The 12709-nt window shown below is 69.1% G+C and carries 9 protein-coding genes; 8 read left to right on the top strand and 1 reads right to left on the bottom strand.

Annotated features, from left to right (window positions below; all coding sequences use genetic code 11):
- The first annotated feature begins 286 nt into the window (after positions 1–286).
- The 4 genes from HD595_RS15020 (at position 287) to HD595_RS15010 (ending at position 2947) form a co-directional block, all read left to right on the top strand.
- On the top strand, positions 287–859 hold the full coding sequence (locus HD595_RS15020) for a type II secretion system F family protein (protein ID WP_253769450.1): 573 nt from the start codon (positions 287–289) through the stop codon (positions 857–859).
- 737 nt (positions 860–1596) lie between these two features.
- A complete protein-coding gene (locus HD595_RS46730) occupies positions 1597–1890 on the top strand; it encodes a DUF4244 domain-containing protein (protein WP_308211149.1) in 294 nt (97 codons plus the stop codon).
- Positions 1887–2267: a TadE family type IV pilus minor pilin gene (locus HD595_RS45815; protein ID WP_308211148.1), complete on the top strand. Its 381-nt coding sequence runs from the start codon at positions 1887–1889 to the stop codon at positions 2265–2267. Before HD595_RS46730 ends, HD595_RS45815 begins: the two co-directional genes overlap by 4 nt.
- Positions 2268–2488: 221 nt before the next feature.
- On the top strand, positions 2489–2947 hold the full coding sequence (locus HD595_RS15010) for an Rv3654c family TadE-like protein (protein WP_308211147.1): 459 nt from the start codon (positions 2489–2491) through the stop codon (positions 2945–2947).
- 423 nt (positions 2948–3370) lie between these two features.
- Here HD595_RS15010 and HD595_RS15005 read toward each other — a convergent pair whose 3' ends face one another.
- Positions 3371–6160, bottom strand: coding sequence for a DEAD/DEAH box helicase (locus tag HD595_RS15005; protein WP_420540756.1), 2790 nt, complete (start codon positions 6158–6160; stop codon positions 3371–3373).
- A 408-nt stretch (positions 6161–6568) separates the two neighbouring features.
- Here HD595_RS15005 and HD595_RS15000 point away from each other — a divergent pair, with 408 nt between their 5' ends.
- From HD595_RS15000 to HD595_RS14985, 4 genes are all read left to right on the top strand, one after another.
- Positions 6569–6919: an STAS domain-containing protein gene (locus HD595_RS15000; protein ID WP_101786510.1), complete on the top strand. Its 351-nt coding sequence runs from the start codon at positions 6569–6571 to the stop codon at positions 6917–6919.
- A 2-nt stretch (positions 6920–6921) separates the two neighbouring features.
- The gene (locus HD595_RS14995) at positions 6922–7353 is read left to right on the top strand and encodes an ATP-binding protein (RefSeq protein WP_175591042.1); all 432 of its coding nucleotides are present in this window, start codon (positions 6922–6924) and stop codon (positions 7351–7353) included.
- Between the two features lie 1695 nt (positions 7354–9048).
- On the top strand, positions 9049–11331 hold the full coding sequence (locus HD595_RS14990; RefSeq protein ID WP_253769446.1) for a sodium-translocating pyrophosphatase: 2283 nt from the start codon (positions 9049–9051) through the stop codon (positions 11329–11331).
- A 902-nt stretch (positions 11332–12233) separates the two neighbouring features.
- Positions 12234–12701 carry a SixA phosphatase family protein gene (locus HD595_RS14985; RefSeq protein WP_253769444.1) on the top strand — a complete coding sequence of 156 codons (468 nt, stop codon included), beginning with the start codon at positions 12234–12236 and terminating at the stop codon, positions 12699–12701.
- The last annotated feature ends 8 nt before the right edge of the window (positions 12702–12709 follow it).

The raw sequence follows: 12709 nt of genomic DNA, 5'->3' as shown, positions 1-12709 counted from the left end.
CACCGGCCTGGCCGTGTGGCTGTACATCTCCCCAACGACCCCAGCCGAGCGGCTGATCACGCTACTTCCCCGACCAGAAACCCTTCCCGCAGCCAAGGAACCGTCGCCACACAAATCTCTCCAAACACCCAGTCGAGCTGACGAAGTGCTCCTCAACGGCAACGCGCGCCAAGAACACAACCGGGACCCAGCAGTAGAAGATCCACAACCTCTCCCCAGCTGGGTGGCCGCGACCTCACGATCCACGCCACGACGACGCCCAGACCGCCGCACCGTGATCATCAGCGTGGCCGCAGGCGCAATGACCGCCCTCATGATCGGCGGCGTTCCAGGAGCCGTAGCCGGCCTGCTGGCCGTCCCCGTAGCCGGTGTCGCGATGCACCGCCGACAGGACCCCGCGACCCGACGCGCCCAGGAGCAGATCACCGCCGATCTGCCGTTCGCCGCAGACCTGATGGCCGCCTGCCTCATCGCGGGCCGACCCGTCGGCGCCGCCACCGAGATCGCCGCCAACGCGGTCGCGGGCCCCCTCGGTCAGCGCCTCTCCTGGGTGAGCACACAGCTCCGGCTCGGTGCCGACCCTGAGCCGACCTGGGCGCACCTCGCTGGGGACCCCTCCACGGGTCAACTGGCCCGAGCCATGACCCGCGCCGCGGCGAGCGGCGCCCCGGTGGCGCAAGTCCTCATGCGCGTGGCGGACGACGCCCGCGAGGCGGCCCGGGCGACCTCTGTCGCCGCCGCCCGAAGCGTCGGCGTCAAGGCGGTGGCACCCCTCGGCCTGTGCTTCCTCCCGGCGTTCGTCCTCCTCGGCATCATCCCCGTTGTGGCCGGCCTGGCATCCACGATCGTCCTCCCCTGACCAAGGAGCACGCCCTCCCTGAGTCGCCCGGTCCTTCCAGCCCCCGAATACCGTCGCGTCTGCTTCTGACCCGGATGCCGCCGGGTCCTCCGATGACCCGAACCGCCCGCTCCTTCCCTGACCCGGGTACCGCCCCGTCGTCCCTCACCCGGGCGCGGCTCGTTACGCCGACATGCGCGGATCACCTCTCTCCTGCTGGTGATCCGAGAAGTTCCGTCCGCCGCGGACGCATGCGTTTCTCGCGGAACCCGACCTGGGTGCCTTCGCCATGCTGCTGGACGCGGTGGTCGCGGTGCCGCTGACCGCCATCGTGGCAGTGAGGACGGCCCGCCGGGACACCAGCGTGGAATCCGGCGTCATCGCGGGTATAGCGGGGGCCTGCGCAGGACCGCTGATCTGGTCGGCCCACCTGACGGTGGGGCCGAGGATCAAACGATCATGCCTCGAAGAGCGAACCGTACTGGCTGGCCAGGGCCCGCGTGCCGATGGCCCTGGTCACCGCGCCGGCGGCGGCTGCTTGGGCGGTCGAGGGCGACCGAAGCGGCGCCTCGCCCGAGCCGACGCTGCCGCGAGATGGCCCGAACCCCTCTTGATCCTTCAGCCAGAGATATCCACAGCCATGCCCCCGTCACTTCCCCTGTCCACAGAACGCCATTCGCGAGATCGCCCGCCCACCAGTTCCCGGGACGCTTGGACCGCAACGCCGGGGCCCACCCGGCACCAAGCCACCTGGAGGCATGATGTGCGATCCCATCACCCCGCGAGAGACCTTCCCCCAGACCTCCGAGGAGGAGCCCACGAGCCCCTCACAGGGGCACGCCGCAGGGCGCAACCCTGCGAGGCGCCGGCTCGCCAAGTGGGCCCACTACGCCGTGACCAACGCCGATCGGGGGATGTCCACGGCCGAGTACGCCGTCGGCACCATCGCCGCCTGTGCCTTCGCGGCGCTGCTGTTCAAGGTGGTCAGCAGCCCGGAGGTGCAGGCCATGCTCTCGTCGCTCATCGACCGCGCCCTCAAGACGGGCACGTGACCCTGCTTCGGTCGTCTGCGGCCCGACGATTCAGACGCTCGAGGTGCAGGGGCTCGGTCACCGCCGAGACGGCAGCCGTCCTACCCGCTCTGATGGTCGTACTGGCCGCCGCGCTGTGGGCGATCCAGGCCGTAGGGACACAGCTCGAATGCGTGGACGCGGCCCGTGTGGGAGCGCGGGCAGCCGCCCGAGGGGAGCCCGTGGACCAAGTCCGTGAGGTCATCCGCTCGGCGACCCGGCCCGATGCCCGCGTGGAGGTGCTCCGAGGCCCGGAGCGTACGCACGTGAAGGTCGCAGTGGACGTACGGCCGGCCTGGGGAGCGGCCTTCCCGCCGGTACAGGTATCGGCCACCGCCTCCGCAGCGACCGAGAACTGAAGAAGACGATCACAGCGCAATGGTGGGCGGCGCGGCGACTCACCTACAGCCGGCGGCGTCCGCCAACAACCCAAAGCTCGCGTACAAGCGGAGATAGGCGACCCTGGCGAACTCGTGCACAAGTGTGGAGCCAAGGGGCAGAGCGCGGCGCCGACGCACACGACTCAAGCCGACACATCTGACTCAAGTGGCGCCGATGCATGCAGAACGCCTGAGGCACAGTGCAGATACATGGAGAAAGGTCTGAAGTGTTCGCCCTGGATCGAGGAGTCGGTGGACGCGACCGAGGCTCGGCGACTCTGTGGGGTGTCGCGCTCATGGGGATCCTGATGTCGGTCGCCATGGCGTTCGCCGCTGTGGCGTCCGCGCGGGTAGCCCGCCATCGGGTGAACGCCGCCGCGGACCTCAGCGCACTGGCCGCGGCCAAGCTGGCGATCGCGGACCCGGACGAGGCGTGCCGGAAGGCGGCAATCGTGGCCGCGGAGAACGGCGCGAAGCTAACCAGATGCCAGATAAAAGATGAGATCGCCGATGTCTGGACATCCATGACGGCTCGGCTGCTCTTCGTGGGATCACGATCGTTGACAGGCCGCTCACGCGCCGGCCCAGGCCGCGAGGACCAACCTGTCGATCAGGCTGGATCGCCAAGCGAGCTTGATCGCCTTGAACCGCCCGAATGAGATCAACCAGGCTCACCAGAACGCGGTGGACCGGTCCTCGACCGACCTTGATCAACCGGTTCGGCGGAAGTGATCGGCCTGACCCGCCATTCGAACGTGACCGACCGTATGAAGCGAGAACCTGAGCGAAGGATCGACGCACCACGGACGAAAGCCCGTGACCATGAACACACCGGTGACCGGCGTCCAAGCCCTCACGACCGTGGCAGTCAGTTACCAAGCATCCAAGCCGACGCGAACAGAGAATCTCAGCCAGCCATCCGCATCAGCCTGCACGCCGCCGCGAACGCAGCCTCGTGAAGCGCAGCCCGTGTGGCAAGGGTCCGCAGACCAGCCCCTTTCCGCGCGAGCGGATACGACGCCCTCCCGACGATCGACAAACACAGCACTGCAGTCCTACACACACATGATCCACGTCGGCACCTAATCCACGTCAGCGCCCAGAAGGGTGTTCAGGAGGCGGATGGCGCCGCGCTTGTCCAGCGGTTCGTTCCCGTTGCCGCACTTGGGTGACTGGATGCACGAGGGGCAACCACGTTCGCACTCGCAGGATGCGATGGCCTCGCGCGTCGCCGTCAACCAGTCGGCCGCGCGGGCGAACCCGCGCTCGGCGAAGCCCGCACCCCCTTCATGCCCGTCGTACACGAACACCGTGAGGAGGCCCGTGTCGGCGTGCAACTCGGTGGAGACGCCACCGATGTCCCAGCGGTCGCAGGTGGCGAAGAGCGGCAGCAGGCCGATGGAGGCGTGCTCGGCGGCATGGGCGGCGCCGCCGAGGTCGATGCCGTCCTCGGCGAGCGGCACCAGTACCGAAGCGGGAAGCGTCCACCAGACGGCCCGGGTGCGGAGAGTGCGCGGTGGGAGGTCGAGGGGCTCGTCACCGAGCATCTCGCCCGACTGGAGACGTCGTCTGAGGTACGAGACCACCTGGCGGGTCACCTCGACCTCGCCGAAGTGCAGCTCGCCCCGCCCCAGGGCTTGCGAGCGAAGGGAGGACAGCACGGAGATGTCAGTCACATCCCGGGCGAACGTCGCATAGTCCGGCTCGCTGCCGCTGACCAGAGCCACCCCGGCTTCCAGATCGAGTTCTTCGACCAGAAAGGTCTCGCCTTGGTGCAGATACACAGCGCCCGTGTGGACCGTCGTGTGCGCCGACGGTTCGTCCACGCTGCCGAGGAGCCGACCGGTGGCCGCCTCGACCACCTGTATCGGAGCGCCGCCCGCGCCCCTGATGTCGGCGAGGTCGGTGGCCCTCTCGCGCCGGGTCCAGAACCAGCCCGCGGGACGCCGCCGCAGCAGGCCCTGGGCCGCCAGGTCGTCGAGGAGTTCCGGGGCCGTGGGGCCGAAGACGGCGAGGTCGTCCTCGGTCAGGGGGATCTCCGCGGCCGCCGCGCAGAGATGCGGACCGAGGACGTACGGGTTGTCCGGGTCGAGCACGATGGCCTCGACGGGCCGGCCGAACAGGGCCTCCGGGTGGTGAACCAGGTAGGTGTCGAGCGGGTCGTCCCGAGCGATGAGGACGGCCAGCGCGTCCTTACCGTCGCGACCCGCCCGCCCGGCCTGCTGCCAGAGGGAGGCCCGGGTGCCGGGCCAGCCGGCGATCAGTACGGCGTCGAGCCCCGAGACGTCGACGCCCAGCTCAAGGGCGTTCGTCGTGGCCAGGCCCATGAGAGAGCCAGAGCGAAGCGCCTTCTCCAGCTCCCGGCGATCCTCGGCGAGGTAACCGGCCCGGTAGGCGGCGACTCTTTCCGGGAGATCTGCCGCGCCGAGGACTCCGCCCGGGTCACTGGCCGAGTTGGTGACTCGGTCCGGGTGATTGGTCGCGTCGGTGGCTGTGTCCGGGAGGTTCGCCGCTCGGGCGACTCGGCCTGGGAGATCGGCCGCGCTGGTGGCTCCCTCCGGGTGATTGGTCGTGTCGGTGGCTGTGTCCGGGAGGTTCGCCGCTCGGGCGACTCGGCCTGGGAGATCGGCCGCGCTGGTGGCTCCCTCCGGGTGATTGGTCGTGTCGGTGGCTGTGTCTCGGAGGTTCGCCGCTCCGGGGACTCGGCCTGGGAGATTGGCCGCACTGGTGGCTCTGCCCGGGAGATCCGTCGTTTCGGTGACTCCGCCTGGGAGGTCCGTCGCGCCGGTGACGTCCCCGGGCGACGCGTCGAGCGACGTCCGCGAGCCGGCTGCCGACGAGCGGGCTGCCGACGAGTCGGCAGCGGACGAGCCGGCAGCGGACGAGCCGGCAGCGGACGAGCGGGCCCCCGACGGGCGGGCCCTGGTCGAGCCGTCCTCAGCGCGATCCGCCGACGGGTCGGTCGTGGGCGAGAGCGGGGTGAAGTCATCGTCTGGTGATTGCTGGCCCGGTAGCTCGTTCAGGTTGAAGTGGGGATCAAGGAGGTCGTGGTGTTCAGGGAGTTGTGGTGGGGCGGCTGCCTCTCGGTGGCCGGGGGAGCCGGAGGCGCGAAGGCCGTGGCGGCCGGTGGAGAGGGAGAAGGCGACGTCGGCGAGCTTGGCGCGGGCCGACAGGGCGACCGTCTCGGCGCCGCGGCGCGAGCGGACGAAGGCCAGCGTGCGGACGTCGGCCAGCACGAGGTCCGCCAGCAGGTCGGCGGCCTCGGCCGTCGCCGTGCGGCGCACCGGGGCGCCGCCCTCGCCGCGCAGCTCCGTCAGAGGCGGCTCCCACAGCGCGAACGTGGTCGCGCCCTTGGGAGAGGCGTCCACGGTCACCTCGTCCATCTCCAGCCCCGTCAGCCGGCGCGCGAACGCCCCCGGCTCGCTGGCCGTCGCCGAGGCCAGCATGAACACCGGACTGGAGCCATACCGGGCGCAGACCCGGCGCAGGCGGCGCAGGATCTGCGCCACGTGTGAGCCGAACACTCCTCGGTAGCCGTGGCACTCGTCCACCACCACGAGGCGCAGCCGGCGGAAGTACGACGACCACTGCGCGTGCCGGGGAAGGATGCTCCGGTGCAGCATGTCGGGGTTCGTCAGGACGTAGTTGGCGTGCTGGCGCACCCACGTCCGCTCCTCGAACGGTGTGTCACCGTCGAACGTCGCCGCCCGTACCTGTGTGATGCGCAGTTCGCGCAGCCCGCGGAACTGGTCGGCGGCCAGCGCCTTGGTCGGGGTCAGATAGAGAACGGTGCCGCCGTCGAGACAGGAGGCCACCGCCGGAGTCAGGTACGCCAGCGATTTGCCCGAGGCCGTACCCGTGGAAATGATCACGTTTCGGCCACGATGGGCCAGGTCGGCGGCTTCGTACTGATGGGGCCACATGCCGGTGATGCCGCGGTTCGCCAAGCGCGTAACGAGGAGTTCCGGCACCCAGTTCGGCCATCCCGCTTGACCGGCTTGACGTGCTGGAACATGCTCCACATGGGTGACGCGCTCGTGACGTGCGGGAACGCCGAGCAGGTGCCGCAGGAGTGGACCTGGCCGGTGTGGGGAGGAAGCGGTGGAAGTCACTGTTTCCAGTCTGCATCCGTGGGCAAAGTCGTCGGGAATCGTGATTTCGTGTAGACACAAGCGAGACGCATGGTTGAATGCCGCGCGTCAGGGTCGGTCGGCCAGGGGCTATGCTCCGGACGACCAGGCTCATAAGGGTACTTTCGCAGGCGAGGCGCTGGAGGATCTGTGGATCTGAAGTTGGATCACCGCACCGAAGACGGACTCACCATCGTCGAGGTCGAGGGTGAGATCGATGTCTACACCGCGCCGAGATTGCGTGAACTCCTCATCGATCTGGTGAACAAGGGCAACTTCCACCTTCTCGTCAACATGGAGAAGGTTGACTTCCTTGACTCGACCGGCCTGGGTGTGCTGGTCGGGGGGCTCAAGCGGGTTCGGGCGCACGACGGCTCACTGGAGCTGGTCTGCACGCAGGAGCGCATCCTCAAGATCTTCCGGATCACCGGTCTGACGAAGGTCTTCGGGATCTACGCTTCCGTCGACGAAGCCAAGGAAGCTCACGGCAAAGACAAGTAGTCATGGCCACTGTCGAGCTGACGTTCAGTGCCCTCCCCGCGCACGTGCGGACCGCCCGGTTGGTGGCCACGGCGATCGCCCGGCGCACAGGCGTGGAGGAGTCGCTGCTGGACGAGGTCAGGCTCGCCGTGGGTGAAGCGTGCTCTCGGGCGGTGGAGGCCCACCGTGCCCACTGCCCGGGCGAGCCCATCCGCATCGAGCTGCGTGACGATTCCGGACGTTTCGAGGTAACGGTGAGCGACCAGGCCCCCAGCGACGAGATCAAGCCGGAGCAGCCCCTGGATCTGGGGATGCTCTCCGACCCGTTCGCGACGGGTTTCGGCATCGCGGTCATCGCGGGCCTGGCCGACGATGTCGAGGTGTTTCCCAGTCCCAAGGGCATGCGCATCCGCATGAGCTGGCCTGCCGCCCCCAACGGCCGCCTTCCCGTGTAGATCCCCGTAGATCCCTTCTCTGGTGCTTCACGTGGTTACGTGACGCTTGGTGTTTCACGTGGGCACCGGCATTCCTCATGCGGTGTCCACGTGGCCGCCTCTCCGCGATGCCGGCGTGGCGGTCTGCATGCATGCATGCGTCTAGCGTCTATAGGCAGACCTGTGAGCCGTATGAGCGCGCATCGGCCTGGAGGATCGTTGGGGGCTCCGTAGGGGCCTAGCGCGGCGACCCGAAGCCGGTCCCTGCCCGCCTGTGGTGGGTCCTGGGGCTTGAGTGATGGCTGACGTCTAAAACCGTAATCAGGTTTTGGGGCTTTGCGGGCTCGTGGGGTTGGTTCGTCTTGTGGGCGGCCCAGCTTGTACGGCTCAGCACGGTGACCCCCACCCGCCGACCGGGGCTGGGCTCTGTCCAGGGGCACGCTCCTCCAGCGGCGCATGCTGGACGCCGTGACGTGCGCACCGGACCCATGGCTTCCGCTTGGCGGGAAGCGGAGGCGGCCAACTCCGGCTTGGCCCGAGGCGTGTACCTACCTCCATGCCCTTCCGTCCACCCCACCGAGGGAGACAAGCCATCGGCAGCCCAGCGCGGGCCCGCAGTGGCGCACGCGGGCGGCGATGGTCTCAGTGAGGCGGGCGCGAGACGCCGTCCCACCCCTTAACGGTGTGAGGCGATCCCGGTGGGTCGATGTGGTCGAGTGCAGCCTGGACGCGAAATCGGGGGCACTGCTGGCTCAGCGATGATCAGCCAGTTGAGATGGGGCTTCTCTCCCTCGGGCAGGGCCGGCCCGGGCTTCCTTCCGAGTGGGAATCGCCCTGCCAGGGCTGGGCCGGGCTTCCGAGTGGGGGTCCCCTCGGACAGGGCCGGGTCGGGCTTCCTTCCGAGTGGGGATCGCCCTGCCAGGGCCGGGCCGGGCTCCCGAGTGGGGTCCCCTCGGACCGGGCCGGGTCGGGCTTCCTTCCGGGCGGGGATCGCCCTGCCAGGCCGGGCCGGGCTTTCTTCCGGTTGAGGATCACTTGCCGGGGCTGGATTGGGTCCCATGGTGTGGATCCGGGTCGGGCCGGGGCGGATTGCCGTTCATGGCGTGAATCGTGCTCCGAGGACGGGCTGTCTGCCGCGTCGTGGATCGCTCCTGGAGATTGATCGTCTTTCAGGATTTGGTCGCCCAGACAAGTTTGATCTTCTGGGTGAGTTTGATCATTCGGAAAAGGATGACCGCCTGGCCGGGTTTGAGTCAGCCGCCCAGTTGCTGTTGATCTTTTAGGCGGGGGTGAGCTCCGGCCACCCCGAAGAGGGGGCTGACCCCGGGGCGGGGCCGACGCAAGGAGCCCGGCGACAGGGCTCAGGGCCCTGAGGGAAGCCGGAGCTCGGTGGTAAGGAGGCGCCCGGGGCTGCAGGGTCTTTCGGGCGTGTCGTTATGGCTTGTTGTCAGGGCCGTAAACTGGTGGAAATTTGCCTTGTCAGTTCCCAAATCGCCCCCCTGTCAGCGGTTTACTGGACGCGCGCACAATTAACCGGCTGCAGAGCCTTCATATCCTGGCAGACGCTGCGTAGACTCCCGGCACCGGCCAAGGTGATCCGGCGGAACTGCGGACTCAACCGGAAGCGGCACCCACAACCCGGATGGTGCCGCACCCGCCAGCCGATGTTCGCAGCACCGCCCGGGCAGGACGACCGGTCTTGCCGAGGAGAACCCGATGTTTAGGCACGTGCTGGCCGCTGAGCCAGCGTCCAATCTGGCCCTGAACGGTAACAATCTCACCATCGTGATCGTGGTCGCCGCGGTCGCACTGATCGCCCTTGCCGTCGCCGGCGGCCTGGTGCGCGAAGTGCTGCGCGCCGACCAGGGCACCGAGCGCATGCAGAACATCGCCCGGGCCGTGCAGGAAGGTGCTGCCGCCTACCTGACGCGGCAGTTCCGCACGTTGGCGATCTTCGTCGTCGTGATTCCCTTCCTGCTGCTCCTGCTGCCGGGCGAGACCGATGTGCGCATCGGCCGCTCCATCTTCTTCGTGGTCGGCGCGGTGTTCTCCGCGTTGACCGGGTTCATGGGCATGTGGCTGGCGGTGCGCGGCAACGTGCGTGTCGCCGCGGCGGCCCGCGACACCGGCGAGAAGCGCGCCATGCGCATCGCCTTCCGCACCGGCGGCGTCGCCGGCATGTTCACCGTCGGCCTCGGCCTGCTGGGCGCGGCGGTCGTCGTGTTCCTGTACCAGGGCGACGCGCCGGGCGTGCTCGAAGGCTTCGGCTTCGGCGCGGCGCTGCTCGCGATGTTCATGCGAGTCGGCGGCGGCATCTTCACCAAGGCCGCCGACGTCGGCGCCGACCTGGTCGGCAAGGTCGAGCAGGGCATTCCGGAGGACGACCCGCGCAACGCCGCGACCATCGCCGACAACGTGGGCGACAACGTCGGCGACTGCGCCGGCATGGCCGCCGACCTGTTCGAGTCGTACGCTGTCATGCTGGTGGCCAGCCTGATCCTGGGCAAGGTCGCGTTCGGCGAGCAGGGTCTGATCTTCCCGCTCATCGTCCCGATGATCGGCGTGGTCACCGCCATCATCGGCATCTTCGTGACCGGCCTGCGCGACCGCGACCGCAGCGGCATGTCCGCCATCAACCGCAGCTTCTTCATCTCCGCCGCCATCTCGGCGGTGCTCGTCGCGGCCGCCGCGTTCTGGTACCTGCCGGACAGCTTCGGCGCCCTGAGCGGCTCGGCCGTGAAGTCCGACGCCGACCCGCGGCTGATCGCCATCGGCGCGGTGCTCATCGGCCTGGTCCTGGCCAGCGCCATCCAGCTGCTGACCGGCTACTTCACCGAGACCAACCGCCGTCCCGTCCGCGAGATCGGCGAGAGCTCGGCCACCGGCCCCGCCACCGTCATCCTCGCCGGCATCAGCGTCGGCCTGGAGTCGGCCGTCTACTCCGCCCTGATCATCGCGGGCGCGGTCTACGGCGCGTTCCTGCTGGGCTTCGGGAACGTGACGATCGCGCTGTTCGCGGTGGCGCTGGCCGGTACCGGCCTGCTCACCACGGTCGGCGTCATCGTGTCCATGGACACCTTCGGCCCGGTCTCCGACAACGCCCAGGGCATCGCCGAGATGTCCGGCGACGTCGAGGGCGAGGGCGCCCGGGTGCTGACCAGCCTCGACGCCGTCGGCAACACCACCAAGGCCATCACCAAGGGCATCGCGATCGCCACGGCCGTGCTCGCGGCGACCGCGCTGTTCGGCGCGTTCCGCACGGCGGTGGAGTCGCAACTCGCGCAGACGTCGTCGTTCAGCCTCAGCATCGACCAGCCGAACGTGCTGGTCGGCCTGGTCGTCGGCGCGGCGGTGGTGTTCCTCTTCGCTGGCCTGGCGATCATGGCGGTCGGGCGGGCCGCGATGCGGGTGGTGTTCGAGGTGCGCGACCAGTTCCGCAACAACCCTGGCATCATGGACGGCTCCGTGAAGCCTGAGTACGGACGGGTCGTCGACATCTGCACCCGTGACTCGCTGCGCGAGCTGGCCACGCCCGGTCTGCTGGCGGTCATGACGCCGATCGCGGTCGGCTTCGCCTTCGGGTACGCCCCACTGGGCGCGTTCCTGGCCGGCGCGATCGCCTGCGGCACGCTGATGGCGGTGTTCCTGGCCAACTCCGGTGGCGCCTGGGACAACGCGAAGAAGCTGGTCGAGGACGGTCACCACGGCGGCAAGGGCTCCGAGGCCCACGCCGCGACCGTCATCGGCGACACGGTGGGCGACCCGTTCAAGGACACCGCCGGTCCGGCCATCAACCCGCTGATCAAGGTGATGAACCTCGTCGCCCTGCTGGTGGCGCCGTCCGTCGTGCTGTACGCGGGCAACGCCGCCCTGCGAGTCGGGGTGACGGTGTTCGCGCTGGCGGTGGTGGTCGGGGCCATCGTGGTCTCCAAGCGCCGCTCGGCGACGAGCGAACCGGCCAACAACCACAAGCGGGAGCAGACGCCGGTCGCGTCCTAGAGCGCGGGTCGCGTCCCGCCTTCTGGGCCCGGCTTCCCGGCTTTTGGTCGTGGAGTTCTGGGCCCGGTGGGTCGCGTCGTCTGAGGCGCCCGTCCTTCCCGGTGATGCCGGGGAGGGCGGGCGCTTCCGTGTTGTCGGGCCTGGGGGGCGGGTGCGGCGCTTCTGGGCGGAATGTCTTGAGGCGGGCGTCTCATGGGGAAGGGCAACATCTTCGGGGCTTCGGGGCTTCGGGGCTTCGGGGCTTCGGGGCTTCGGGGCTTCGGGGCTTCGGGGTCTTCAGGGTCTTCAGGGTCTTCATGGTCTCGGGCTTTGGGATTCGGGATTCGGGATTCGGAGCGTCATAGCTTCGGTGCTCGGTGCTCGGTGCCTGGCGTTGGCAGCAGGGTTGATGGTGCGGGTTCGGGTGCAGGTGCGCTGGGCTGACCACCGGCGGACATCTGGTAGACCTGCTGCGGTCCGATGGGCCCCGGGTGGGTGCAGGCGGGGTCCACGGTGCTGGATGCGATGCGGGCTGCGGGGGTGCGGGGGCGCGTTGACGCGAGCTGCGGGGTATGGGGTGCTGGTGCCGGCGGGGCCCGCGGGTGCCCTGGGAGGTGCGTAGCGGTCGGTGGCGAGAGCTGTTGCGGGATGCGAGATGAGGTCTGTCGGGTGCCAGGTGCCGCCTTGGGGGTGGTGCGGTGTGCCGATTCGGGGTAGCGGGGCAGCATGTCGCGTGCCGTACGTCGCCGGGGTGGGTGATCGGTCCCGTACGGGACACCTGACCCCCTCGATGGGAAACTGTGCGGATGAACGACAAGCGGCCGACCGGTGGAAAGACGCTGGCCTTCATCCTGCTCGCCATGCTGATCATCCTGGCGGCGATCGTGGCGCTGGCCATGTGGGCGTCGAGGGGGGTGTAAGAGGTGCCGACGCTGATCGTGCTCCGCCACGCCAAGGCCGCGCACGTGTCCGGGTTGAGCGATCGCGAGCGGCCCCTGACCGAGCGGGGTGAGCGTGACGCCGGGCGTGCCGGTGAGGAGGTGCGGGCCATGGGGCTCGTGCCCGATCTGGTCCTGTGCTCGCCGGCCGAGCGCACCAGGCGCACCGCCGAGCTGGCCTTCCCGGACGTCGAGGTGAGCTACGAGCGCGACATCTACGAGGCGTACCCGGACGAGTTGCTGGAGCTGATCAGGCGCACCGAGCCCGAGGTCGGCACGCTCGTCCTGTGCGGGCACAACCCTGGGGTCCACGAGCTGGCGCTCGGCCTGGCGGGCGGTGAGTACGGATTCCGGCCGGGGTCGTTCGCGGTGATCCGGACGCAATCGTCCTGGGTAGACCTGTCCCCAGGGGAGGGACACCTGGTCACGCGCTGGGATCCCAAGGAACACTGACCAGGGGC

The sequence above is a fragment of the Nonomuraea roseoviolacea subsp. carminata genome (genome assembly GCF_024172185.1).
GTDB classification, from domain to species: domain Bacteria; phylum Actinomycetota; class Actinomycetes; order Streptosporangiales; family Streptosporangiaceae; genus Nonomuraea; species Nonomuraea roseoviolacea.
The sequence above is the reverse complement of the archived record's forward strand: the minus strand, read 5'-3'. Positions and strand labels throughout refer to the sequence as shown.